Consider the following 25,052-nt stretch of genomic DNA (forward strand, 5'->3'; position numbering starts at 1 on the left):
CTGCAGTACGGGCCAGGGCGCATGCAGCCTTGCGATAATGATGCTACGCAAACGCCCCGTCCCCGCGGTCACGACGACGCAGCGGGATCCGCCCACGGGCAGAAGTCGCCGAAAGGGTTGCGGTCGTGGCCGAGATCGCTCGCTCGCAGCGCTACCGAGATGCCCTCCCTGCCGGAACCATCCTCGAAGGGCGCTACGAGATCCTTCGGGTCTGTGGCCAGGGGGGCATGAGCACGGTCTACGTCGCCCGTGACCTCCGCTTCAGCCAGGTTGAGCGGCTCTGCGCCGTTAAAGAGATGTTCACGCGCGAGCCGGACGAACGCACCCGCATGCTCCAGCTTGCCAACTTCGAGCGCGAGGCGGCCCTGTTGGCGACGCTCAGCCATCCCGCCATCCCGAAGATCTATGACTACTTCACCGTCGGCGGGCTGGTGTACCTGGTGTTGGAGTTCATCGAGGGGACCGACCTCGAGCGCATGATCGCCAACAAGAAGGAGCCGGTTCCCGAGGACACCCTGGTCGATTGGACGCTCCAGATTCTCGATGTCCTTGCCTATCTCCACGAGCAGCAGCCGGAGCCGATCGTCTTCCGCGACCTGAAGCCGTCCAACATCATGCTCCGAAATGACGGAGCCATCACTTTGATCGACTTCGGCATTGCCCGGACGTTTCAGCCGCTGCAGCGCGGCACGATGATCGGCACCGAGGGGTACGCCCCACCAGAGCAATACCGGGGCATTGCCGAGCCGCGCGGTGATATCTACGCCCTCGGAGCCACCCTTCACCACCTGGCAACCGGCTCCGATCCGCGGCACGAGCCACCCTTCACGTTCGCTCAACGGCCGCCCCGTGAACTGAACCCCGAACTCAGTCCGGAATTCGAGGAGTTGATCCTCCGCGCCGTGGCCTATACGCCGGCGGATCGCTTCCCGTCGGCCGCGGCCATGGCCCAGGCGGTGATCGAAATCCGCGACCGCCGCGCCCGCGGCGCGGCGACCGATACGACCCCGGTGATCCCCGCCACTGTAGCGTCCACGGAGCAACACGCCGAGACGTCGCGCCCCGGCACGGAGCGCACCGCGGCGGAGCGGATCGTCTGGACGGTGCAGACAGGCGACGAGGTGCGCGGCACCGCGGCCGTAGCCGGCAGCACTGCCTACATTGGCTCGTACGACCAGCACCTGTACGCGGTCAATCCCCAGGACGGAGGGATCCTCTGGCGATTCCGCGCTAACCGTGGCATCGTCGCCCGCCCGCTGGTCCATGGCGACCTCGTGGTCGTGGGGGCTGAGGACCACACCGTCTACGCCCTGCGCGCCGTTTCCGGGCGCCTCATCTGGTCCTTCCGCACCGCCATGCCGGTACGCTCGTCGGCCGCCGCCTACGGCGACGCGATCGTCGTCGGCTCGGACGACGGGTACTGCTACTGCCTGGACCTCGAGCAGGGCAACCTCCTCTGGCGGCAGCGCACCTGGGGGCCGGTGCGCTCCTCCCCGCTCGTCGTTGAGGACCGCGTCATCGTCGGCTCCGATGACGGGTCGCTCTACTGCTATTCGGCTACGGACGGCCACCTGCGCTGGCGAACCCAGCTGGGCCGACCGGTGCTCTCGTCGCCGGCTGCGGGTGGCAACATCGTGGTGGTTGGCTGCACCGATGGCGCCATCTACGCGGTCGACATCGACAACGGGGCGCGGCGCTGGGCCTTCCAGACATCGCGGCCGATCATCGCCTCCCCGCGCATCGTGGGCGACCTCGTCGTGATCGGATCGACCGATGGGACACTCTACGCCCTGGAGCGCCGTGACGGCAGTCTGCTCTGGTCCCAGCAGATCGCGAACCAGATTACGTCAAGCGCCGCCATCGACGGCGCTCGGTGTTACGTCGGCACCGTGGACGGCTACGTCGTCTGCCTGCAACTGGACGACGGGCAGACGCTCTGGACACAGCGGCTGGGCGGCGCGATCGCATCGACCCCCGCCGTCACACGCGGAATGGTCATCATCGGCTGCCTGGACGGCCGCATTTATGGCCTGCGGGCCTGAGGAGCCATCAGGAAGAACAGCGAGGTCAGGATGTCGATCAGGGTTGTCGTCCACCTGCACAACGAAGAGCCATTCGTCGCCGAGATGGAGGAGATGCCGGACCCGAAGGACAACTTCGTCGTGCTGCGCAACCCGCGCAGTCGCGACGGCCGGTCCCTGACCTTCGTCACCGACGGCGCGACCGCGTTCCTCTACCCCTGGACGCGGATCACGTTCATTGAGATCATCGACGGCGCAGGCAGCCAGGAGAGCATCGTGGGGTTCTTCCGCGAGGACTCCCGCGCGAACCGCCCTTAACTCCGTCGACCGGTGACATCCGGGTTCGTCGCACCCTGAGCGGGCTAGGGATCACCCGGGAGCAGCCTTCCCATTATGCCTGTGATCCTTGAGACGGGACCGAGGAAGCACAATCCCGGGACGGAGCCCGGGACTGTCGTCGCATCCCTGCTGTGTGAAGCTGATCCTACGAAAGATCCTTCGGAGCCGGCTCGCGCGCAGCGGTCTCCGTCGTAGTCTCGTCGTGCTCTTCGGATTCGTCGCGAGTTGCCTGGCGGAATTCCTTGATCCCACGACCGAGCGCCCCACCGATCTCCGGGAGCTTACCCGCTCCGAAGATGATGATGACGATCAGCAAGATCAGTAGCAGTTCTTGCCAGCCTAGTGACGGCATGTTGAGGTCCCTCCATTCGCGCTCCCGGCCTCGCTCTCCGGCGCCGGGATTATACCGCAGGCCGCCATATGCAAACCAATCGGATCTTGGCGATTCGCTGCCTCGCTCCGGCTTCCCCCCTCTCACGGCGTTGCGGTTGCCGCTCCACTTGTCTCGACAAACCATCGAGCCAGGCCATCCAGACGATCACTCGGGCGGATGATGGGTACTGGCTCGACCCCATGGACGTCCGCGTCGACCGCGAAATAGTAGCGCGGGTAGTACAGCGGGATCGCAGGCACCTGCTCGGCGAACACCTCTTGGAATCGCGCGTAGAGTTCCCGGCGCTTGTCCTGCTCCGGCGTCTGCCGGGCTTCCGTCAGCAGCGTATCCACCTCCCGGTTGCGCCACCCGGTGAAGTTGAGCCCTTCGTCTGCGAAAGCCGAATGCCAGAGGTGGTAGCAATCCGGATCACCAGTGGCACTGTGCCAGCCGAATATGGCCGCGGAGAACTGCCGGCTGGCCAGTGCGCCGGACACCTCCGTCGCAGGCATGGGCTGCACCACCGCCTGCACCCCGATTCGTTGCAGTTGACCGACGATCTCCTGGGCGACTGCCACCCGCTCGGGGTCGTCGTCGTTGACGAGCAGAGAGAAGCTCAGCCGGGAGGCACCACGCTCCCGAACTCCGTCGCCGTCCGCATCGTTCCACCCGGCGGCTTCCAGGAGATCCTTCGCCGCCTGCGGGTCGTGCACCAGCCCGGGCGGGCCATACGCCCAGGAGGTCACCGGGATCGGGCCGAACCCGACCTCCGCGCGACCGTCCAACGGCCCCTTCACGATCCGCTCACGGTCGAGCGCCAGGTCGATGGCGCGGCGGACGTCAGCACTGGCGAAGAGCGGGTCCCGCATGTTGAAGAAGAGCGCCGTGTAGCCGGGCATCGGCGACGCATAGACGATCGCCCCCTTGGGGAGCACGCCCGGCCGCAGGAGCTGCTCAGCGGGCACCGCGCCGGTCCCCTGCACCGATCCGTCGCGCAGTGCCTCCAGGACGCGCTCCACGTCCTCGTAGTAGCGGAACACCACCTGATCGAGATAAGGCCGCCCGCCGGGGAAGTCCTCGTACGCCCGGAGCGTGATCTCCACTACCTGCCCATCGTCCTGCCGGTTGTCGAACCGGAAGGGACCGGTCCCCACAGGCTGCGACGCGAAGGGATCATCCGCGAGATCCCGCGCCAGCACACCACCCAACAGGTGCTTTGGGACAATCGGCAGCGCAGCGTAGGTCGGGAACGCTGCGAACGGCTCAAGGAGCTGGAAGACGACGGTATCGGCCGACGGAACCGAGACCACGACTCCGCGCCAGAAGCGGGCGAGCGCCTCGTCGCCCGGGAATTCAGGATCCTGGACCAGCCCCACGGTGAACCGGACGTCCTGCGCCGTTACCGGCTCTCCATCGTGCCAGCGGGCGTCGTCTCGCAGGGTGAACGTGTAGGTGAGACCATCGTCGGAGACACTCCAGGAGGCGGCAAGATCAGGCTGGGCTGTGCCGGAGCCATCAACGCGCGTGAGGCCGCGGAACAGGAGCCGTGCGAGGTCTTGCTCAGCCTGGGTACGAGCCAGCAGGGGATTTAGGGTCGACGGAGCGCCGAGGGCTCCCTCGACGTAGGTACCCCCGAACCCGGGCACCACCGGCGCCTCCACCGTCGCCGGCTCGCCTCTGCCTCCGAAGCGGACGAACAGACCAACGCCGACCATCAGCACCACGACCAGCAGGCCCGCGACCAGCATTGCGGGCCCGAAACGCCGGCGGTGGGAGGATCGAGGGCTTGGACCGCGCACGCCCGGGTGCTAGAGGTAGAAGCTGGACACGATCGCTAGGAGGACGTACACGGCAGCGACCCCAATGGTGAACTGGAAGAGCGTCCTCTCGAGGCCGCGCCGCGTCCGGTAGATCGACGACGGATCCCCGCCGAAAGCACCGCTGAAGCCGGAGCCCTTCGACTGAAGGAGGATCACCAGCATCAGGACAATCGAAACGAGGATCGTTGCGAGATAGAGCGCCGTTTCCATGAGCGAGCCTCCACGCTTGAGCCCACCTGCCGGGCGGCAACTATAGCACTACGCCACGCCTACGATCAAAGCCGGAGCGCAGCGGCCCGCTCCACGATCTGCGTAAACTGGTCAGCCTTCAAGCTGGCACCACCCACGAGAGCGCCGTCGATCTCTGGCAAGGAGAGGAACCCGGCCGCATTGTCGGCATTGACGCTCCCACCATACTGGACCCGGATCTCGTTTGCCGCCTCCGCGCCGACATGGCGCGCAAGCACCTCACGGATCCAGTTCGCCATCTCGCGCGCATCCTCGGGCGTCGCCGCCCGCCCGGTGCCGATTGCCCAAACGGGCTCGTAGGCAATGACGGTGCGCAGCACGTCGGCCGCCTCGACATCCGCGAAAGCGCTCTGGAGCTGTCGCTCCACGACCGCACGCGCCTCGCCGCGCTCCCGCTCTTCGAGCAGCTCGCCGACACAGAGGATCGGGCGGGCGCCGTTCCGAAGCACCGCGCGGAGCTTCGCGGCCACGACCTCGTCGGTCTCCCCGATGATGTGCCGCCGCTCACTATGGCCGACGATGATGTACCGGCACAGCGGGGCCAGCATCCGCGCCGACACCTCCCCCGTGAAGGCGCCCTGATCCTCAACGGCGCAGTCCTGCGCGCCGAGGACGATGTCGCTCCCGTCAAGGATATCTGCCAGCGGCACGATCCAGGGAAAGGGCGGGATGAGCACACGCTCGACCGTTGAGTAGGCAGACAGCGTCGAACGCAGCTCCCCGGCCAGAGCCCGCGCCTCCTCAAGGGAGGTGTTCATCTTCCAGTTGCCGGCAACGATCGGCTTCCGCATGCGCGCCTCGTCATTCCTTCTTTCGTAGTACGGCCACGCCCGGCAGGTCTTTCCCTTCCAGGAATTCGAGCGACGCCCCACCGCCGGTCGAGATGTGCGAGACGCGGTCAGCCAGGCCCATCTGCTCGACCGCAGCGACGGAGTCGCCGCCGCCGATCAGCGTGAATCCCTCACACGATGCGACGGCCTCAGCGACACCGCGTGTCCCGGCAGCAAAGGCCGGCACTTCGAACACGCCCATCGGCCCGTTCCAGACAACCGTCCGCGCAGACCGCAGCGCCTCGGCGAACCGCGCCACCGTCTGGGGTCCGATGTCGTAGATCGCATCGTCGTCTCCGACCTGTTCGACTGGGACGATCCGCGTCGGGGCATCGTTCTCCAGCCGGGGCGCGACCACCACGTCCACCGGTAGCAGCACGGTGACCCCGCGTTCACGGGCGCGATCCAGCGTCGCTCGGGCAACGTCGAGCTTGTCGTCCTCAACGAGCGAGCGCCCGACGGGGAATCCCTCCGCCTTGAGGAAGGTGTTTGCCATCCCACCACCGAGCAGCAGCAGGTCAACGCGGTCCAGCAGGTGCTCGATGACCCCCACCTTATCCGAAACCTTGGCCCCGCCAAGGATCAAGGCCGCCGGATGCTCAGGCGACTCCAGCACCTTCGTCAAGGCCGCGATCTCGCGCTGCATCAGCAGGCCCGCCGCTGACGGCAACAGGTCCGCCACGGCCGTGGTCGACGCGTGAGCTCGGTGCGCGGCCCCGAAGGCATCGTTCACGTAGCAGTCGGCCAGGCTGGCCAACTGCCGGGCGAACTCGGGGTCGTTCGCCTCTTCACCCGGCTCGAAGCGCACGTTCTCCAGCAAGCCGACCCCGCCGGGCTGCAGCGACGAGGCCATCGCCTGCGCCTCCGGGCCAACCACGTCGCGCGCGTACTTCACCGGCTCGCCCAGAAGCTCACCGAGTCGGGCAGCCACCGGCGCCAGCCGCAGCTCCTCGCGGACCTTCCCCTTCGGCCGGCCGAGGTGGGAGACGAGAATGATCGCGGCACCACGCTCCCGCAGCGCCTGGATCGTTGGGAGCGTCGCGCGGATACGGGTATCGTCGGTGATGCGCCCATCGTCGAGCGGCACGTTGTAGTCGACGCGGACGAGGACACGCTTGCCCGCCACGTCGAGGTCGTCGAGCGTGCGAATCGGCATCGCCACTGGCTCCTTTTCAGGCCATGCGGTCAGGTGGGCGGGCAGCCGAGGCGGCCGCCCGCCAGCGTTACAGCCGGATTGGACCTAGCTGATCCCCTGCTCGGCGATGAGGTTCGCCAGATCCGCCACGCGGCAGGAATAACCCCACTCGTTGTCGTACCAGGCCACGACCTTGGCCATGTTCCCCTCCATGACCATCGTCGACAGCCCATCGACGATAGCCGAGTGGGAGTCACCGCGGAAGTCCGTGGAGACAAGCGGCTCCTCGGTGTAGTCGAGGATACCCTCCATGGCACCCGACGCCGCGTCCTGGAAGGCGCCGTTCAGCGACTCGACGGTGGCCGGCTTCTCCAGCTCGACGACGAAGTCGATGATCGACACCGTTGGGGTCGGAACGCGCAGCGCGAAGCCGTCGAACTTGCCCTTCAATTCCGGGATCACCAGCGCGACGGCGCGGGCGGCACCGGTCGTGGTGGGCACGATGTTCAGAGCGGCAGCCCGTGCCCGGCGCAGATCCTTGTGCGGCGCGTCGAGCGTGACCTGGTCGTTGGTGTAGGAATGGACCGTCGTCATGAAGCCGCGCTTGATGCCGAAGGTGTCCTGGATGACCTTCGCTACCGGTGCCAGGCAGTTGGTGGTGCAGGACGCGTTCGAGATGATCTGGTGGCGCTCGGGATCGTACTGATCCTCGTTCACGCCCAGGACCACCGTGATGTCTTCATTCTTCGCCGGTGCGGTGATGATCACCTTCTTCGCCCCGGCCTCGATGTGGGCGCGGGCCTTGGTCGCATCCGTGAAGAACCCGGTGGACTCGATGACGAGCTCGACGCCCAGGTCCTTCCACGGCAGGTTCGCCGGATCACGCTCCGACAACACCTTCAACTCGCGCCCGTCGACGGTGATGGTGCCGTCGGTTGCCTCAACGTCCAGGTCGTAGACACCGTAGGTGGAGTCATACTTGAGCAGGTGGGCCAGGGTGTGCGGGCTGGTCAGGTCGTTGACGGCGACGATCTCCAGCGTGTCGTCGTACTCCCCGACGATGGCCTTGAGCACCTGCCGGCCAATGCGTCCGAACCCATTGATCCCGACACGAACAGCCACTTTCTTCCCTCCTACACGACGGGCGCCCGCTACGCGCCCCGGACCGTCACCTGGGACTCGAGCGACCCGCTCACGGGGTCGTGACCATTTGCTCGCAAGACGGCATCCACGCCGGGCGGCGTGGGCCGCTGCTTGGCCAGCTCAATCAGCGCGGTGGCCAACTTATCGGGATCGTGGCGCAGCGGGAACTCCGGGTTCACCACGTCGCGGAGCACCACGTTGACAGAGCCCTCCAGGGCTTCGATCCCGTCCAGGCTTACCGCGGAGACAGCCCATTCGGGCTTGATCTTGGTGGCCGCCGGGCCAAAGTTGTCATTGACCAGGACATGATCCACGATCGGCTCGCCGACGTGGTCGTGCAGGGCCCGCAGGTGGTCGACCACCCGGAAATCATCCGTCTCGCCCCGCTGGGTGGCCACGTTGCAGACATAGACCTTGGTCGCGGTCGAGCAGCGGATGGCGTGCGTGATCCCCTGGACCAGTAGGTTGGGCAGAACCGAGGTGTAGAGGCTGCCCGGACCGAGGACGATCAGGTCCGCCGAGAGGATGGCGACGATAGCCGGGTCGTAGGCCGCCGGGTGCTTGGGATCGAGGAAGACGCGCTTGATCCGCGATCGCTCCGCAACGATCCGCGACTCCCCGCGGATGATGCGGCCGTCTTCCAGCTCGGCGCACACGGTGATGTTCTCCAGCGACGAGGGGATCACCTGGCCGCGGACGGCGAGCACCCGCGACGACTCGTAGACGGCGCGCTCAAAGCTCCCGGCCACCTGGGTCATCGCGGTGATGAACAGGTTGCCGAAACTATGCCCACCGAGCGCCGAGCCGTTCTCCTCGAACCGATACTGGAACAGGTCGGCCATCAACGGTTCGGCGTCGGCCAGCGCTACGAGGCAGTTACGGATGTCGCCCGGCGGCGGCATGTTGAACTCGGTCCGCAGGCGACCGGAACTGCCGCCGTCGTCCCCCACCGTCACGATAGCGGTGATGGCGACGTTCTTCTGCTTCAGCCCACGCAGGAGGGTCGAAAGCCCGGTGCCGCCCCCGATCGCCACGACGCGCAGCTCGGGTTGCTCCGGTCCGAAGCGGTGCGCCTGAATCAGGTCAGCCAGGCCCTTGCCCGCCGGCCGCTGGTCCCAGAACGGGGCAAGGAGAGATCGGCTAAGTTGGTAAAAACCCAGCCCGATGCCGATCGCACCCCCGGTGAGCATGACGAGTTCCCGGTACGGGTGCGGGATGAACTGGAGCGTGACGGTCTGGACGAAGTGAGTAAACCGATCCGGGAAATGATAATTGCGGTATACCCAAGCAAGCGCCATCGCCAGGGCGAGGCTCGTCATGACGAGCCCGGAGAACAAGAGCAAGATCCAGCGCTTGACGAACATGCCTGGGCGGAGCCATGTCCGGAGCTTCATATGTCCCCCTGTCGCTCCCCGGCGATCCGCATTCGGCCGGGGCGTATTATAGCACGCAGCCGGCTGAATTCCGGTGCATGGTGCCGTTGCGTCGGAACCGTCCGATCTGCTATACTAGGTGCCGGAACCGAAGGTGCCCGAGCGAGAGTGGGCGATGCCCACTTTAATTTTTGCCGCGCAGCACTTCGTCCCACCTGACCTTGTCCTCTCAACGCACCGCAACCTGAGGGCAGGTCCGAGCGAGGAGGTATTCCACTACGATGAAGAGCGATTTCTATACCGCCATTGCGACGATTGCCGCGGAGCGTAACATCCCGCGCGAGGCGGTCCTCTCCTCCGTGGAGCATGCGCTGCGCACGGTCTACAAGAAGATGGCGGGTACGGAAGAAGAAGTCGAGGTTCAGATCGACCCCACCCTCGACCCCAACAAGGGCGGCATCCGGATCTTCGTCGTCAAGCGGGTCGTGGAAGAGGTCGAGGATCCGAACACCGAAATCTCGGTCGAAGAGGCACGCAAGACTCACCCGGACGCGGTCGTGGGTGATGTTATCCGCTTCGACCGCACGCCCCAGAACTTTGGGCGCATCGCGGCGCAGACGGCCAAGCAGGTCGTGCTGCAGCGTATCCGCGACTACGAGCGTGACAGCGTCTACGCCGAGTACATCGATCGCGTCGGTGAGGTCTTGAACGGCATCGTCCAGCGCGCCGATCCAAAGGCGGTCATTGTCGACCTCGGCAAGGCGGAGGCGGTCATGCCCGCCCGCGAGCAGGTGCCGAATGAGCGCTACCGCGTCGGTCAGCGCCTGAAGGTCTACTTGCTGGAGGTCAACAAGGACACGCGTGGTCCGCAGCTCATCGTCTCGCGGACCCACGCCAACCTGATTCGCCGCCTCTTCGAGCTGGAGGTCCCGGAGATCTACAGCGGCGCGGTCGAAATCATGGCCGTTGCCCGAGAGCCGGGACTGCGCTCCAAGGTGGCCGTCGCGGCGCGCCAGGAGAAGGTCGATCCAGTCGGCTCGTGCGTCGGGGTGCGCGGCGTGCGTATCCAGAACATTGTGAACGAGCTGTACGGCGAGAAGATCGATGTGATCGAGTGGTCGCCGGACACGCCGACGTTCATCGCCAACGCGCTGAGCCCGGCCAAGCCGATCAGCGTGCAACTGAACGAAGCCGAGAAGGTCGCCCGGGTCATCGTGCCGACCGAGCAGATGTCGCTGGCGATCGGCAAGGACGGGCAGAATGCCCGGCTCGCTTACAAGTTGACCGGGTGGCGCATCGACATCAAGGGCCCCGAGGCGCTCCGTGGCTCGGACGACGACATCCTGCGTCAGGCCCGTGCGGCCCTGGCGGAGGTGCCCGACGACCTGATGACCCAGGGGCGCCAGCCGCGCCTGGTCCGGGCCGACGGCACCATCAGTGTGCGGGAGCGCGAGTTCGGGCCGCTTCCGCCCGATCTGGTGAACATGAGTGTGGACGTCGAGATCGTCAACGGCGTGCTCGACGTCTACTACAACCGAGAACTCCGGGCCCGCTTCGACTTCGCCACTGGGCGCGAGCTCTCGTTGACCGAAGACGAGGGATCTCGCGTCTAGCCTCGCGTGGGCTCGTCGGGGCGGGCCCGCGGAGGGGGTGGTACCATGACACAGGAGACGGGCGCCCGGCAGCGCCGCAAGGGCCCGCGGCCCAAGCATGTGCCGATGCGCACTTGCGTCGTCTGCCGGACCAAGGATGCAAAGAGGACTTTCGTGCGGATCGTCCGAACGCCGCAAGGTACTGTCGAGATCGATCCGACCGGAAAGAAGAACGGGCGCGGCGCGTACCTGTGTACGCGCTTTGCGTGTTGGGAGCGCGCGGCCTCCGGCCCCGCACTGGATCGAGCGCTGCGCGTCGAAGTGACTGAGGAGGCCCGACAGGCCCTACGCCACTACGCCGACGTGCACTTCCGCCGGGACGACGAGGGCGCGTCGCATTGATCACCACGCACCGCGCCGTGATTGAAGGAGGAACCAATGAGCCAGCACAACCGACGAACACAGCGCGGCGGTGGGCGAGGCAGGGCCCGAGGGCGAGGCGGAGCTCCGGCGAACGGCGGACCTCGCAGTCCCCAGCAGGCTGAGGGCCGACGCGCCGCTGTGCTCTCTGGGCCCGTGGTGCTCGGCTCGGTCGTGACCGTGGGTGAACTTGCCGACGCGATCGGCGTCAGCCCGATCGACGTCATCAAGACGCTCATGGCGCGCGGCATCATGGCCAGCATCAACCAACAGGTCGACTTCGAAACCGCGGCTTCGGTCGCCGAGGAATTCGGCATCGAGGTCGAGGAGCACGTCCCCGAGGTCGTGCAGCAGGCCGATCAGGACATCGAGACGCGCCGCGATGAGGGCGACGACCCTGGCGCCGTGCCACGGCCCCCAGTCGTGACGATCATGGGGCACGTTGACCACGGAAAGACCAAACTGCTGGACGCCATCCGCCAGACGAACGTCGCGGCGGGCGAGGCCGGTGGGATCACCCAGCACATTGGCGCCTACCAGGTCGAGGTCCAGGGACGCAAGATCACCTTCCTCGACACGCCCGGCCACGAGGCATTCACCGCGATGCGTGCCCGCGGCGCCCAGGTGACCGACATCGCCGTCCTTGTCGTCGCCGCCGACGACGGTGTCATGCCGCAGACGCGCGAGGCGATCAGCCACGCCCGCGCGGCCGATGTACCGCTCATCGTAGCGCTCAACAAGATCGACCTCCCCGCCGCAAACCCCGACCGGGTGAAGCAGCAGTTGGCCGAGGTCGGTGTCATCCCTGAGGAGTACGGCGGCGATGTGCCGGTGGTCGAGATCTCAGCCAAGGAGCGTCTGGGCATCGACGACCTGCTGGAGATGATCCTCCTGGTCGCCGACCTGCAGGAGCTCAAGGCGAACCCGAACAAGCCGGCCATCGGCGTGATCATCGAGGCGAAGGTTGACCGCGGTCGCGGTCCGGTCGCGACCGCCCTGATCCAGTCGGGCACGCTCAAGGTGCGCGACGTCGTGGTCGTCGGCGCGACCTGGGGTCGCGTTCGCGCCATGGTGGACGACCGTGGTCGTCGGGTGCGCCGCGCAGAGCCGGCGATGCCGGTGGAGATTCTCGGCTTGCTCGACGTGCCGGAAGCCGGCGACATCCTCCAGGCGGTCGAGGATGAGAAGACCGCCCGGACGCTCGCCGAGGAGCGGGCCCGGCAGCGACGCGCCGAGGCCTTCACCGAGACGCGTGTCGTCAAGCTTGATGACGCCTTCGCACAGCTTGAGGAAGGCGAGACGCGCGAGCTGCGGGTGGTACTCAAGGCCGACGTCCAGGGCTCGCTGGAGGCAATCCAGGGAACCCTGGCGAAGCTCAACGAGGAGTCGGAATCGGTCGGCGTCAGCGTGGTCCATGCCGGCACCGGGGCCATCTCGGAGTCGGACGTGAACCTGGCCGTGGCCTCCAACGCTATCATCGTGGGGTTCAACGTACGACCCGACGCCGCAGCCAAGCGCGCCGCCGACGCTGCCGGGGTCGACATCCGCTTCTACGACATCATCTACCAGTTGGTGGACGACATTAAGTCGGCGATGTCCGGCCTGCTGTCGCCGGAGGTCCGGCAGGTTACCGACGGCTACGCCGAGGTGCGCCAGACGTTCCGGCTGCCGTCGCGCGAGGTGGCGGCCGGGCTGTACGTGCTCGACGGCAAGGCCACACGAAACTCGCGTGTCCGCGTCCTGCGCAACGGCGCAGTGATCTACGACGGCGTCGTCTCGTCGCTGAAGCGCTTCAAGGATGACGTGCGCGAGGTTCAGGCGGGTTATGAGTGTGGGCTGGTCGTCGAGGGCCTGACCGACATTCAGGTCGGCGACCAGATCGAGTTCTACCACACCGAGCAGGTGGCCCGAACCCTTTAGTATCGGGCCGGGAAGCGGGGTGCGCGGCGCACCCCGCCCCCACTCGCCCTGGACATCACCAAAGGAGCCGGCCATGACCAGCCGACGGCAGGTTCAGCTCGCTGACTTCCTCCGAGACGAGATCAGCGAGATTTTGCAGCGGGAGATGAAGGATCCCCGACTCGGGTTGGCCAGCATCACCCGAGTTGAGCTGAGCCCCGATCTGCGCTACGCCAAGGTCTACGTCTCCGTGCTCGGCTCCGAGGAGGACCGCGAGGCCACTATGGCAGCCCTGACCGGCGCTGCCGGGTTCGTCCGGCACCTCCTCAAGCCGCGCATGCGCGTGCGGCACGTACCTGAGATCCGTTTCCGCCTCGACCGCTCGATGGAACACGCCGAGGTGATCCAGCGAACGCTCCGGGAGCTCAACTTGCCGCCCAGCACGGAGGCCGACGCGGACCCGGTTCCGGAAGGGGATGCGCGCATCGATGACTCAGAGTGACGGATTCCTCAACCACGACGGCCCGCCGCGTGACGCGTGGCAGGCGACCTGGGACGCGCTGGCCGGCGCGCCATCCCTGGTGGTGGTGACCCACGCCAACCCGGATGCCGACGGCGTTGCGTCCCTGCTTGCGGTGTGCCGGGTACTCACGGCTCGCGGCAAGCTGGTTCAGGCGGCCGTCGCCGATGGCACCCTCCCGGACACCCTGCGCTTCCTCCCGGGCGCGGAAACACTCCGCGCACCCGAAGACCTGAACCTCGCGCCCGACGATCTCCTCGTCCTTGTCGACTGCGCTGACGAGCCGCGGCTCGGTCCGCTGTATCGAGCCCACCCCGAGTGGTTCGACGGCTCGCACCGCATCGTCAACATCGACCACCACGTCACCAACACGCGCTTCGGCACGGTCAACCTGATCGACGCCGATGCGGCTGCCACGTGTGAAGTGCTCGCCGTCCTCTTCCTTGAGATGGGCGTGTCGATCGACGCCGCGCTGGCCACCTGCCTGCTCGCCGGCATTGAGGGGGACACCCTGGGCCTCCGCACCCCGAGCACGACCAGCCGCACCCTGCGCGTGGCCGCGGAGCTCCTCGACCGTGGGGCCGACCTCGACACGATCGTCGACCATCTCTTCCGGGTCAAACCCTTCTCCACGATCCGCCTCTGGGGCAACGCACTCAGCCGCGCCGTCTGGGCCGGCGATATCGTCTGGACCGAGATCACCCCGGAGATGCTCGCCGAGAGCGGCGCCACCGAGGCCGAGGGTGAGGGAATTGTGAACTTCCTCGCCGGGACCCGCGGGGCACTCGTCGGCGCGCTCTTCTACGAGCAGGCCGACGGCTGGCGGGTCAGTCTCCGGTCGATTCGAGAGGATGTCGACGTGGCCGAGATCGCCCGCCGCTACGGCGGAGGGGGGCACAGCCGGGCGGCCGGCTGCCGCGTGCCACCCGGCATCGAAGCACGCGAACGTTTCCTCAGCGACGTCGCCGGGTATCTCGCTGGTATCTCGGCGGCGCCGTAGCAGCGTGCGGCGATGGATCTCCACGGCTTCCTGGTCGTCGACAAGCCACGCGGCGTCACATCGCACGACGTCGTCGCCCTGGTGCGACGCAGGCTACGTATGCGCCGCGTCGGCCACGCCGGCACCCTGGACCCTGCCGCGTCCGGCGTCCTCGTCGTCGCCGCGGGCGCAGCGACCCGGCTGATCGACCGCGTCCAAGACGGCGAAAAGCAGTACGTCGCCCACATCGTCCTTGGCGCCGAAACGGACAGCGCCGACGCTGAAGGCCGACTCATCTCCGCCGCGCCAGCATACGTGGCCGCACCCTCCCTCATGACCATCGAGCAGGCCCTCACGCCACTGATCGGAACCATCAGCCAGGTCCCGCCGGCTCATTCCGCCATCAAAGTCGGTGGCCAGGCGCTCTACCATCGTGCCCGCCGCGGCGAACAGGTCGAGGTTCCAGCCCGCACCGTCACCGTCCACTCGATCCGCGTTCTGGCCTACGACTATCCCGACCTGCTGCTCGCCATCGATTGCGGTAAGGGCGTCTACGTCCGCAGCATCGCGCGCGATCTCGGCCGCGCACTGGGAACCGGCGCCTACCTCCACGCCCTGCTCCGCACCGCTGTCGGGCAGTTCACTCTGGGGCAGGCGTGGACCGCCGCGGAGATTGAAGAACTCCTTGAGCCGCACACGTGGCCGCTCATGGCGCTCCACCCGGACGTCGCGCTATCTCACGCTCCGGCGCTCATCCTCGATCGCGACGCGGTAACCGCGTGGTATCATGGGCGACCGGTACCAACCGGTCGCCGGCCGCCCGACGCGGCCGTCGAGGCGCGCGTCTACGATCAGGACGGTTCCTGGTTGGGTGTGGCGACGGCCGATGCCGAGCGGCGCCGGTGGCGCCCACGGCAGGTCGTGGCCCATTGAGACAGAGCGAGCGGGGAGCTAGATGCCGACGCAGATTGTCCATGGGTTGAGCGCGATCCCATCCGGACCACACGTCGTCACCATCGGCAACTTCGACGGCGTCCACCGAGGACACCAGTACCTCCTGAAGCAGGTGGTGGACCGCGCTACCGACGGCGCTCGGTCGCTCGCCCTGACCTTCGACCCACTCCCCGCCGAGGTCCTGCGCCCCGACCGAGCACCGAAGCGGCTCACCACGACCGACGATCGGCTGACCTTCATGGCCGAGACCGGGCTCGACGTGATCGCCGTCGTGCCCTTCACCCGCGACTTTGCTGCACTGGAGGCCAGGGAGTTCGTCGAGCAGCTGGTGGACGCCGCGCACCCCGTCCACTTCGTCGTCGGCGCCGACTTTCGCTTCGGCCACGATCGCACCGGCTCGGCCGATCTCCTCCGAGAACTCGGTCCCGAGTACGGCTTCGCTGTCACCGTCGTTGAACGCATCGGCGGCGAGGAAATCAGCAGCACCCGCATTCGCCAGTTGCTCGCCGAGGGTGATGTCAAGGCCGCAGCCGAACTGCTCGGCCGGTGGCACACGTTGACAGGCCGGGTGGAATCCGGCGCCGGTCGCGGCCGGAACCTGGGATTCCCCACTGCCAACCTGGCGATCCCACCGGCGCTCGCCATCCCCGCCGACGGCATCTACGCGGCACACGCGGCACTCGAACGCGGCGGAGACTGGCTCCCGGCACTGGTTTATATCGGCACCCGCCCCACCTTCAGCGAGGTGGACCGAGTTGTGGAGGTGTTCCTCCTGGACTTTACCGGCGACCTCTACGGCAGCGAGGTGACGGTGCGCTTCATCGAGCGCATCCGCGGCGACATGACGTTCGAATCCCCGGAGGCGCTCACCGAGCAGATGCACGCCGACGAAGTGGCGGCGCGGCGCATCCTCGCCGAGTTTGAGCCCATGTCGAATCCTGCCGGGGAACACGCGCCCCGGCCGAGCGGAAGAGAGGCGGAGCGTGGCCACGACTGAGCATCAGCGCGGCCTGGACCGCGAGGCTGCGGTCGAGCACCTGCTCACCCACGCCGTCGCGGACGTCGTCGTCAAGGAGGATCTACGCCGGGAACTGCTCGGCACCCGGCCGTTGCGGGTCAAGCTCGGGGTCGACCCGACGCGTCCCGACATCCACCTCGGGCACTACGTCTGCTTCCGCAAGCTGCGCGAGTTCCAGGCGCTCGGCCACCAGATCGTCGTCATCATCGGCGACTGGACCGCCCGTATCGGCGACCCCTCCGGCCGCTCCGTGCAGCGCCAGATGCTCTCCGAGGAAGAGGTCCGCCGGAACGCCCAGACCTACCTCGACCAGTTCTTCAAGGTGGTCGACGTCGACCGGGCGGAGATCCGCTGGCAGAGCACCTGGTACAACGACTTCACCCTGGCCGACGTCATCCACCTCACCTCCAAGTACACCGTGGCACAGATGCTGGCCCGCGAGGACTTCGCTAAGCGGTTCAACGAAGGCAGCCCGATCGCCATCACCGAACTGCTCTACCCACTGCTCCAGGCCTACGACTCCGTGGCGGTTGAGGCCGATGTCGAGATCGGCGGAACGGACCAGACCTTCAACCTCCTGGTCGCCCGCGACATTCAACGCGAGATGGGACAGCGGCCCCAGAACATCCTCACCGTCCCGCTCCTGGTCGGCACCGACGGCGTGCAGAAGATGAGCAAGAGCTTCGACAACTACATCGCCGTCAACGACCCGCCCGAGGAGATGTTCGGCAAGATTATGTCGATCCCCGACTCGCTCCTGGGCGACTACTACCGCCTCCTCACCGACGTGCCCGAGTCGGAGATCACCAGCATGCTCGACGCCGCAGTGCGCGGCGAGGTCAATCCCCGCGACCTCAAGGAGCGCCTGGGCATGATCATCGTCACCGACCTGCACAGCGCCGAAGACGCCGAGGCCGCCCGCGAGGCGTTCGACCGAGTCTACCGCCGCCGCGAGCTACCCGAGGACATGCCCGAGGTCGCGGTGCCCCGGGAGGAACGCATCCTCCCCCTGCTCATCACGGCCGGCATGGCGCGCACCAACAACGAGGCACGCCGGCTCGTCACCCAGGGCGGCGTCCGCCTCGGCGGCGAGCGCGTGATCGACCCCGAGGCCACGGTGATGATCAACGCCCCGACCGTGCTGCAAGTCGGGAAGCGCCGCTTCGTCCGGCTGGTCCCCAAGGGCTAGGCAACTCCGTTTGGGGACCGATGTGCTATACTATCCGGTGCGGAAGCGCGGTTCGGGGTGTGGCGCAGTTGGAAGCGCGCGGCGTTTGGGACGCTGAGGTCGGAGGTTCGAATCCTCTCACCCCGACCGATGCGGGAGTAACTCAGTTGGTAGAGTTCCTGCCTTCCAAGCAGGTGGTCGCGGGTTCGAGTCCCGTCTCCCGCTCCGCCAGAATCCCCGCCCCGGCGGGGATTTCTTTGTGCCCGCAGTCGGCAGCCTCGCCGGCTGCTGGATCGCAACATCCAGACGCCAGAACTCCCACTGACCTGTTTCTGCCCGATCGCACTCACTGAAATGGTTCATAAGCCTGACTTGCGAGGAAGGCGCCGAAGTCAGAGTATGCGTAGGGATCGCGAAGCTGCTCAACGGCATAGTTGTCGACCAAGCGCTGGAACTGAGCTTGGCAGGCGTCGCGCGCCAATGCACCAGCAACGAGAGCTGCTTCGCAGTAGGGCTCCATGAGGTACACCCAGTAGGCAGACGGCCCTGGTGCGATAAAGTCCGGGTCGGAACCAGCTTCGATGGCGCGAACACGCCGGCCGATATCGCTCTCGGGATCGTAAATGGCAGCTCGTATTTGGGCGTAGGCGTGCTCCCCCAATTCGTTCAGGTAGGTATAGCCGTCAGCCGACTGGAACCATGTGATGTACTCGACGAGCCACGAATAAAAGCCCATGGTGTTGGAGTTGAAAAAGCCGACCTCTGATGTCACGAGGTGGTAGAGGTGACGGATGGGGTCAGCGCGTTCCAGATAAAGCTGAGCACCGGGGTTGGTCGGGGAATATGGAACGCCGGTTACCTCCTCGAGGGCAAGAACAATAGCTGCCTGGAGGTCGAGGTATGCCTGAGAGAGGATCGATTCCGGCATCGGCTGGGGCTGTGGGGCGGGTTCCGGCGGTTGCACATGACCGATGCTGGCGACGATCTCCCAAAAAAGGGAGGCCTGCGGCACGGACCCGTCGGCCTCTTTGGCGAAAAAGCCCGTTATCGTCCACGCTGCACCGGCCGCCGAGTACGAGACCGTGATCACTTGGCTCGGGCTACCGTAGACGTTTCGGTCCTCAACTGTGACAAGACCTGGGTAGCCGTCAGTACCGACCTGGATGGGTTCGGCGACTGTCATCGGGGAAGGAGGTCCCGACTGCTGAATCGTGACCGCGCTGCTGCCGGCTGGAAAGACGCCACCCAACACCTGTGTGCTGCTCGCCAACATGAGCGGATTCGCTGGGGTGGCCTCAGCGACCACCCACGCGGTCGGGTAATCTATTGCGATCCCCAACACGGGATCAACATAGTGGGTCCATTCCACGGCTGGTGGCGGGGCCGGTGTCGGTGTCACGGTAGGCGACGCCAGGGGAAGTTCGACCACCGTCTCTGCTGGGGACACACGCGGCGACGGTGGCGGTGAACCTGACGGAGTGGAGATCCCTGCTGGTTCAGCCGGCCGACAGTTAGTCACAGCAGCCACGATGAACACGAATATCACGAGGTTCTTCGCTGATCCTCGGCGTGGTATCACGCGGATACCCCTTTCCTCACCATTCCTGTGCCCTATGCAACGTGCTCATCGCGGGGCGACGGGCGACATCACGGTGGCAAAGTTATCACTTTCAGGAAAACGAATGGCTCGCGGCGCGGTGCCCGGTCCTCCCGACGTGGGTTCAGCAGAGCCACCGAGAGCTGGCAAGCGGCACATGCCACACTGCTCGCCAGCACCCTTCCTTCCAAGACCGGGGTGGTGGACGTGCGAGGGACGGGGCACGACCTAAAGTCGGCGGATATTCCTCCCGTTACGGTTCGATTCGACATCGGCGCGCCCCGAGGCTGGCAGGTCAAGAGTCCATAGGTGGTCAGTGTACCCAATCTGGGACTGCAATCTGGACAAGCGCGTCGGCATTGCAGGGCTGAGCCCAAACACCGTCTGTCTCACCATCGCGTTGGAAAGCTTGGAGTTGAGCGCCGGAACGAACCGTGCTCCGTGCCTGGCTGACCAGAGCGACATGCAGCGCCGGTTCACCTGCACGCACACATTGAGCTGTGAAACAACGCCGGGCGTCGGGCGATCCATGGACGCTGGACCAACACTACGTGACCGGGTGGCGGATTGCCGCACGGCAAGACTCTCGGCTGGGCGTCCGTCCCACCTGACCGAGGCCACCTGAAGAAGGTGACCTCGAGGTTCACCGCATGTTCACTGTCCGCGGAGGCGGACCGCCTCAGCTTGCGAGCAGTTTCGCCTTGGCGGCCTGGAATTCGTCGTCGGTGAGCATGCCCGCTTCTTTGAGTTGGGCGAGCTGCTGGATCTGGGTCATGAGATCGGTGGCAGGCGCTGCGGGCGGGGTTGCCGCGGCCTGCACCTGCTGGGCCTGCAAGGCCTCGAGCTGGGAGTGGAGCTCGTCGATCTGCGCCTGTGAATCAAGCGCGGCGTCATCCGCCGCCTGCTCTTGCTGACGGCGCATCGCGCGGTCGTCCATCCGCCCGCTGACGGCTCGAGAGGTCGCGGTCGCGGTGCCGGCGATGACTGCGGTGCGTGCCGCTGTTCGCACTACTCCTGGCCCACGCCGCCCGGCCATTCCCCGTCCCATCATCTGTTGTGCCTCCTCGGCTATCGTCGTACGCCTCCACGCTCGTCACGGCGTCTCGGGTTGTGCCGCGTAGAGCTGCTCCATGACCACGCGCGGGATGTGCTCGTACAGCACTAACTCACTGTTGGCGCTCCGAAGCGAGTCCACGAGCCGCGTTGCCCAGGTGTTCTCAAAGAGCATCAACGCGGCCGACTCGTTCGGCTGGAGCGCGCCGGCTAGCTGCTCGGCATCCTCGGTCGACAGCAGGCCGGGGACATCGTCAGTAAGCGGATCGAAGAGGGCAAACTCGTCTCCTTCGAGCTCGCTGACCTCCGCGGTCGTCACGTTGCCGTCGCCATCCTTCTGCATCAGCAAGATGTCGATGACGCGTATCGTCCCGCGGTCCGTCAGCTCGCGCAGCGCGGGCACGATTCCGCCGTCGAATGCGCTCCCCGGGAACTTGACGACGACCAGGTCCACAGGCCCGTACGACATGTGTCACCTCCTTCGCCCGCGTGCGAATCGCGTCGATCTCGGGAGCCCGCCTCCGCCCGACTCGATGATGAATGATGGCGTCGTTCAACCGCGTGGGATAGCGGAACGCGGGGGGCATCAGTGCGACTCGGTGGCCGTGCACATCGCGTCGAGCCGGTTGCGTGGCGCGGAGCGGCCGCCCCACGCCGGCGCCCAGCAGGGTCGGAGCCACGGCGTTGCTTATGCGATCGGTGTGGCGCGCCCGGCGGGGCGATCTGGTGCGTGGGCTGTGCTGCCGTGGTGGGGATGAACGGAATGGCCGCGTCATCCGAAAAGAGGCTCGGGATCACCACACGCTGGCGCTGGCTCGGCTTGAGCTTGATCGTGCTGCTGGCCGCGGTAGCTGGTTTGGGAGCGCTCCTGGCCACGGCCGTGGTCATCGCCGCGCCGGTCGTGTTTCTCTCGGCAGGGCTGTTGGTCTTCCTCGGAGTCGCGTCGGGAGGGATATGGCTGGCCACACGGCGCCTCCCCCGCGACCGCAGGGAGCGCACTCGCCGGATCGCCTTCGCGGTCGGTACCCTGGCCGGGATCTCCGTCTTCTGCCTCACTATGCTCGTGCCGCTTCAAGATCCGCGGCTGCCACCCGCGCCCGTCGACGGGTTGGCGTTCTGGGATCTGCCCACCGGCTCGCGCATCGCCTACGCGTACCGCCCAGCCGCCGCCGACGCTCATCGTGACACCCCTGTCGTCTTTATCCCCGGCGGACCAGGCGTTGCCGACATGCGCGGCGACTTGGAGTACTTCGGCCAGCTCACCCGGGACGGCTTCGACGTCTACGTCTACGACCCCCTGGGCGTCGGCCGATCAACGCGCCTGGACGACCCGCGCGGCTACACGCTGGAGCGGGACGTGGAGGATCTCGCGGCGATCCGGCAACAGATCGGAGCGGAGCGCTTGATCCTGATCGGCCACTCTTACGGCGCCGTGGTTGCCGCCGGGTTCCTAGCCCGGTACCCGGAGGCGGTGGAGCGGGTGATCTTCTCGTCCCCTGGTGGCCTGTACTCCCTTCCGGCCGCAGGCGGCAACAACATCCAGAGCCGGCTGACGACGGGGGAGCTGGTGGCGCTCTACCGCCTCTTGCTCTGGCCGCGGGCGACCCTGATCTGGGGCCTGGTTCAGGTCAACCCCCAGGCCGCCCACGCGCTGGGCGACGATCCCGAGATGGATGCCCGATACGACCGGGTCTACAACCGCACCCGTCCCTCTCTGCATTGCCGGGGCAAGCCGCTTGGCGATGAGCTGCACGGCCTGGGCTTCTACACGAACGCGGTACCGAGGCAACCGTGGGCGTGGCTCCGCCCCGCGCTGGAGGGCAAGCCCGCTCCTGCGCTGGTGATCAAGGGTGCCTGCGACTACCTGACCTGGGACTCGGCCGATGACTACCTGCGCACGCTCCCCAACGCCACGCTTGCCTACCTGACCGACGCCGGCCATAACGCCTACCAGGACCAGCCCGAGCGTTTCCTGGCCGACGTCCGAGCCTTCCTGCTGGGGGAATCCCCGCGAGACGCGCTGCACGACGCGCGCAAGCCAGCCGGCTATGAGGGGCCCGACTAGAGAGATGCCGCGCCCAAGGTGAAGCGGGCGAGCCACTGTTCGGTGGCTCGCCCGCATCGACACCTGGCTCCTGGGGCGCACAGGTCTTCGGAGCACCCCACCCGAGGAGGAACATCAGGGCATGGGTGGGATGTTCTGGTTCAGACGGAAAAGGTTGTCCGGATCGTACCGGCGCTTGACGTCGGCCAGGCGTCGGAAGGTTGCGTCCGGGTACGCATCATGGATGCGCTCCTCACCGTCATCGTCGAGGAAGTTCACGTAGGTGCCGGACGCCGCGGGCCAGACTGCGTCCCACAGGTTGGTGACCCAGGCGCGGTGCATCGCGGCGTCCTCCGCCGGATCCATCCACACGTTGACGATGGCGACGAAGAGCGCGCGGTCGCGGTGCGCGAACGCTGTAGCGTCCGCTGGCACCCGCGCCAGCGCCCCGCCAAGCCCGCGTAGCTGCACAATACCGAGCGGAGACGTCTGATTCTCCATCGCGTCGAGTATGGCGTCGATCGCGTCCGGAGGAAGCGTATCGGCGAACCCCGCGCGAATGCTGCCCCCATGCGGCACCGTACCCGCCTCGGTGAAGGCGAACATCTCCGGATAGGGCAGCGGCGCGACCATCTCCGCGATCGGCGTGGCGAGCGCACGGAGCGGCTCAAGCGCCCGCTGCCCCTCGTCGGCTGGTCCGACGAAGCAGACCATCACCACGAACGCCAGCTCCCCGTGCTGCTCTTCCGGGACGAACGGTAGGGGAGGAACCCGCATCAGGTCGGCGATGGTCGTCAGCCCCTCGTCGGCCTGAGGCGCGTAGGCAAGGTAGCCTTCGATCACCTCGCGGCTCGCCGGCAGGATCAGCACGCCGCCCAGCACCGTGCCCACCGGTCGGAGCTGGAACTCGAACCGGGTGGCGATGCCGAAGTTCCCGCCGCCACCGCGTAACGCCCAGAACAGATCGGCGTGCTCGTCGGCCGAGGCGGTCAGGAGGCGGCCATCCGCGGTCGCGACCTCGACGGCACGCAGATTGTCGATGGTGAGACCGTGCGCGCGGACGAACCATCCGATGCCACCACCGAGCGTGAGCCCTCCCAGGCCCACCGTCGCCGAATCGCCGGTCGAGAGTGCCAGCCCGTAGGGCTGCGCGTGCCCTGCCAGGTCAGCGGACGTCGCGCCGGGCTGCACCTGGGCCGTCGCGCGCTCCGGGTCGATGTCGATCGCGTTCATCCGGGAGAGATCCACGACGCCGCCGCCGTCAGTCGTGCTCAGACCGGAGGCGCTGTGGCCGCCGCTCCGAACCGCCAGCGGCAGGTCGTGCTCACGGGCGAATTCGATCCCCTGGATCACGTCGTAGGCGTCGGCCGCGCGGACGATCAGCGCGGGGTAACGATCTACCGTCACATTCACGACCCGGCGTGCGGTATCGTAGCGCGGGTCATCCGGGAGGATCAGGTCGCCAAAGATGCGATCCCGCAGGGTGGCGATTGCCCCGGAATTCAGACGCTCGCGAGTTACGACATGTACTCGTACCATTCTGCTCGTCCTTTCGAGCCGCTAGTCCCCACGTCCGGGCAGGGCGGAGCCCCGGTCGTGTCCGGCGCCGCGTGGGGTGTGGCTAGCGAACGGTGAAACCCTTGATCATCCCGAGATGGGAATGCGCCTCGCCGCTGGCCGGGTCGGGGATCTTGCAGACCGCGATGTAGTCGCCCGGCGGGAGGTTCAGCTCCATGTAGCCCTCGCCTCCCGGGCTGATCCCGTTGATGCCGCCCATGGCCTGATGTGGGGGCGGACCGGACGGCGCGGCCTCCCAGGCCTGCACGTCGGCCAGCGTCTTGCCCGGCTCCAGCTTCAGCAGGTTGAGCTCGTGCGGCTGTTCCCCGGCGTTCACCACGCGATACGTTGCCGGGCCGGCCGGAAGGCTATCCGGCATTTCGAACGTGAAGTCCGCCATCGTAAAGGTGTCGCTCGACTCAGGCGGGGAGGCAAGCATGGCCTGGCCGGTGACCACCAGCGGCTTCATCATCCCCTTGGCGAAGTGCGGCTGCCCATCCGCGCTCGGGACGAAGCAGGCGAGGACGTAGGTCCCCGGCGTCAGGTCCGCCGTGACATCGGCGCTGCCGTTCTCGCTGACCGCCCCGACACCGCCGACCAGCGTGGCCAGTGCCGGCACTGCGGCTTCGCCCTTCTCCATCAGCGCGGTGGCGAACTGGTCGTAGCTCACACCGTCGTTCAGCCGGATCAACTGGGCGTGGTGCGGCTCCTGGCCGTAGTTGGTCAGGCGGAGCGTGACCCGGCCTGCCTGGACCGTCTGCGGAGCGCTGAAGGTGAACTCGCCCGCGCCCACCTCAATGACTTCCACCGACTCCGCCGATGTGGACCGGCAGCCCAGCAAGAGGACGCCGACCCCGACGGCGATGAACAGGAGCAGCGACGTGCGGAGGTTGCGAACTGTCTACATTCCTACCTCTCCTTCGTCGATCCGAAGGCGCCGAATCGTTCGCGTCTCTCACCACGTGTGA

The 25,052-nt window shown here is 66.8% G+C and carries 23 protein-coding genes and 2 tRNA genes; 13 read left to right on the forward strand and 12 right to left on the reverse strand.

Going from position 1 to position 25,052, the window contains the following annotated elements; all coding sequences use genetic code 11:
• The first annotated feature begins 125 nt into the window (after nucleotides 1-125).
• Together STHE_RS06255 and STHE_RS06260 are read left to right on the forward strand one after the other, a co-directional pair.
• On the forward strand, nucleotides 126-2,042 hold the full coding sequence (locus STHE_RS06255; protein WP_012871728.1) for a serine/threonine-protein kinase: 1,917 nt from the start codon (nucleotides 126-128) through the stop codon (nucleotides 2,040-2,042).
• Nucleotides 2,043-2,072: 30 nt separating this feature from the next.
• Nucleotides 2,073-2,339, forward strand: coding sequence for a hypothetical protein (locus tag STHE_RS06260; protein WP_012871729.1), 267 nt, complete (start codon nucleotides 2,073-2,075; stop codon nucleotides 2,337-2,339).
• A gap of 166 nt (nucleotides 2,340-2,505) precedes the next feature.
• On the opposite strand, the gene tatA is transcribed toward STHE_RS06260, so the two are convergent.
• The 7 genes from tatA to STHE_RS06295 form a co-directional block, all read right to left on the reverse strand.
• The gene (gene tatA / locus STHE_RS06265; RefSeq protein WP_012871730.1) at nucleotides 2,506-2,712 is read right to left on the reverse strand and encodes a twin-arginine translocase TatA/TatE family subunit; all 207 of its coding nucleotides are present in this window, start codon (nucleotides 2,710-2,712) and stop codon (nucleotides 2,506-2,508) included.
• Between the two features lie 122 nt (nucleotides 2,713-2,834).
• A complete protein-coding gene (locus STHE_RS06270) occupies nucleotides 2,835-4,481 on the reverse strand; it encodes a peptide ABC transporter substrate-binding protein (RefSeq protein WP_012871731.1) in 1,647 nt (548 codons plus the stop codon).
• A gap of 60 nt (nucleotides 4,482-4,541) precedes the next feature.
• Nucleotides 4,542-4,763 (reverse strand): preprotein translocase subunit SecG, encoded by a 222-nt coding sequence (secG, locus tag STHE_RS06275; RefSeq protein WP_012871732.1) that lies wholly within the window; start codon nucleotides 4,761-4,763, stop codon nucleotides 4,542-4,544.
• A gap of 65 nt (nucleotides 4,764-4,828) precedes the next feature.
• Nucleotides 4,829-5,593: a triose-phosphate isomerase gene (gene tpiA, locus STHE_RS06280; RefSeq protein WP_012871733.1), complete on the reverse strand. Its 765-nt coding sequence runs from the start codon at nucleotides 5,591-5,593 to the stop codon at nucleotides 4,829-4,831.
• 10 nt (nucleotides 5,594-5,603) lie between these two features.
• Nucleotides 5,604-6,788: a phosphoglycerate kinase gene (locus STHE_RS06285; RefSeq protein WP_012871734.1), complete on the reverse strand. Its 1,185-nt coding sequence runs from the start codon at nucleotides 6,786-6,788 to the stop codon at nucleotides 5,604-5,606.
• 84 nt (nucleotides 6,789-6,872) lie between these two features.
• Complete coding sequence (gene gap / locus STHE_RS06290; protein WP_012871735.1) at nucleotides 6,873-7,889, reverse strand: type I glyceraldehyde-3-phosphate dehydrogenase; 1,017 nt, start codon at nucleotides 7,887-7,889, stop codon at nucleotides 6,873-6,875.
• Between the two features lie 29 nt (nucleotides 7,890-7,918).
• Complete coding sequence (locus tag STHE_RS06295; RefSeq protein ID WP_012871736.1) at nucleotides 7,919-9,304, reverse strand: gluconeogenesis factor YvcK family protein; 1,386 nt, start codon at nucleotides 9,302-9,304, stop codon at nucleotides 7,919-7,921.
• A 260-nt stretch (nucleotides 9,305-9,564) separates the two neighbouring features.
• Here STHE_RS06295 and nusA point away from each other — a divergent pair, with 260 nt between their 5' ends.
• The 10 genes from nusA (at nucleotide 9,565) to STHE_RS06345 (ending at nucleotide 18,058) form a co-directional block, all read left to right on the forward strand.
• Nucleotides 9,565-10,896: a transcription termination factor NusA gene (nusA, locus tag STHE_RS06300; protein ID WP_012871737.1), complete on the forward strand. Its 1,332-nt coding sequence runs from the start codon at nucleotides 9,565-9,567 to the stop codon at nucleotides 10,894-10,896.
• 45 nt (nucleotides 10,897-10,941) lie between these two features.
• On the forward strand, nucleotides 10,942-11,277 hold the full coding sequence (gene rnpM, locus STHE_RS06305; RefSeq protein ID WP_012871738.1) for an RNase P modulator RnpM: 336 nt from the start codon (nucleotides 10,942-10,944) through the stop codon (nucleotides 11,275-11,277).
• 36 nt (nucleotides 11,278-11,313) lie between these two features.
• Nucleotides 11,314-13,215, forward strand: coding sequence for a translation initiation factor IF-2 (gene infB, locus STHE_RS06310; RefSeq protein ID WP_012871739.1), 1,902 nt, complete (start codon nucleotides 11,314-11,316; stop codon nucleotides 13,213-13,215).
• Between the two features lie 73 nt (nucleotides 13,216-13,288).
• Entirely contained in the window at nucleotides 13,289-13,696 is a 408-nt protein-coding gene (gene rbfA / locus STHE_RS06315) for a 30S ribosome-binding factor RbfA (RefSeq protein WP_012871740.1), read from the forward strand.
• Nucleotides 13,683-14,714, forward strand: coding sequence for a DHH family phosphoesterase (locus tag STHE_RS19545; protein WP_169308181.1), 1,032 nt, complete (start codon nucleotides 13,683-13,685; stop codon nucleotides 14,712-14,714). Before rbfA ends, STHE_RS19545 begins: the two co-directional genes overlap by 14 nt.
• A gap of 12 nt (nucleotides 14,715-14,726) precedes the next feature.
• Nucleotides 14,727-15,626: a tRNA pseudouridine(55) synthase TruB gene (gene truB / locus STHE_RS06325; protein WP_012871742.1), complete on the forward strand. Its 900-nt coding sequence runs from the start codon at nucleotides 14,727-14,729 to the stop codon at nucleotides 15,624-15,626.
• Between the two features lie 22 nt (nucleotides 15,627-15,648).
• The gene (locus STHE_RS06330; protein ID WP_012871743.1) at nucleotides 15,649-16,644 is read left to right on the forward strand and encodes a bifunctional riboflavin kinase/FAD synthetase; all 996 of its coding nucleotides are present in this window, start codon (nucleotides 15,649-15,651) and stop codon (nucleotides 16,642-16,644) included.
• Nucleotides 16,631-17,854: a tyrosine--tRNA ligase gene (gene tyrS, locus STHE_RS06335; protein ID WP_012871744.1), complete on the forward strand. Its 1,224-nt coding sequence runs from the start codon at nucleotides 16,631-16,633 to the stop codon at nucleotides 17,852-17,854. Before STHE_RS06330 ends, tyrS begins: the two co-directional genes overlap by 14 nt.
• 53 nt (nucleotides 17,855-17,907) lie before the next feature.
• Nucleotides 17,908-17,980 (forward strand) — tRNA-Pro (locus STHE_RS06340).
• A gap of 5 nt (nucleotides 17,981-17,985) precedes the next feature.
• Nucleotides 17,986-18,058: transfer RNA gene (locus STHE_RS06345), tRNA-Gly, on the forward strand.
• 121 nt (nucleotides 18,059-18,179) lie between these two features.
• On the opposite strand, the gene STHE_RS06350 is transcribed toward STHE_RS06345, so the two are convergent.
• The 3 genes from STHE_RS06350 to STHE_RS06360 form a co-directional block, all read right to left on the reverse strand.
• Nucleotides 18,180-19,016 carry a hypothetical protein gene (locus tag STHE_RS06350; protein WP_012871745.1) on the reverse strand — a complete coding sequence of 279 codons (837 nt, stop codon included), beginning with the start codon at nucleotides 19,014-19,016 and terminating at the stop codon, nucleotides 18,180-18,182.
• 1,093 nt (nucleotides 19,017-20,109) lie between these two features.
• On the reverse strand, nucleotides 20,110-20,481 hold the full coding sequence (locus STHE_RS06355; RefSeq protein WP_012871746.1) for an SHOCT domain-containing protein: 372 nt from the start codon (nucleotides 20,479-20,481) through the stop codon (nucleotides 20,110-20,112).
• Between the two features lie 42 nt (nucleotides 20,482-20,523).
• Nucleotides 20,524-20,952, reverse strand: a complete 429-nt coding sequence (locus STHE_RS06360) for a DUF6325 family protein (protein WP_012871747.1) — start codon at nucleotides 20,950-20,952, stop codon at nucleotides 20,524-20,526.
• Nucleotides 20,953-21,246: 294 nt separating this feature from the next.
• Between STHE_RS06360 and STHE_RS06365 the strand changes: the two genes are divergently transcribed.
• On the forward strand, nucleotides 21,247-22,548 hold the full coding sequence (locus STHE_RS06365) for an alpha/beta fold hydrolase (RefSeq protein WP_012871748.1): 1,302 nt from the start codon (nucleotides 21,247-21,249) through the stop codon (nucleotides 22,546-22,548).
• A 114-nt stretch (nucleotides 22,549-22,662) separates the two neighbouring features.
• Here STHE_RS06365 and STHE_RS06370 read toward each other — a convergent pair whose 3' ends face one another.
• On the reverse strand, nucleotides 22,663-24,066 hold the full coding sequence (locus STHE_RS06370; RefSeq protein ID WP_012871749.1) for an FAD-binding oxidoreductase: 1,404 nt from the start codon (nucleotides 24,064-24,066) through the stop codon (nucleotides 22,663-22,665).
• A gap of 82 nt (nucleotides 24,067-24,148) precedes the next feature.
• Nucleotides 24,149-24,892 (reverse strand): hypothetical protein, encoded by a 744-nt coding sequence (locus STHE_RS06375; protein WP_012871750.1) that lies wholly within the window; start codon nucleotides 24,890-24,892, stop codon nucleotides 24,149-24,151.
• Nucleotides 24,893-25,052 lie beyond the last annotated feature (160 nt).

The sequence above is a fragment of the Sphaerobacter thermophilus DSM 20745 genome (assembly GCF_000024985.1).
In the GTDB taxonomy this organism is placed as follows: domain Bacteria; phylum Chloroflexota; class Chloroflexia; order Thermomicrobiales; family Thermomicrobiaceae; genus Sphaerobacter; species Sphaerobacter thermophilus.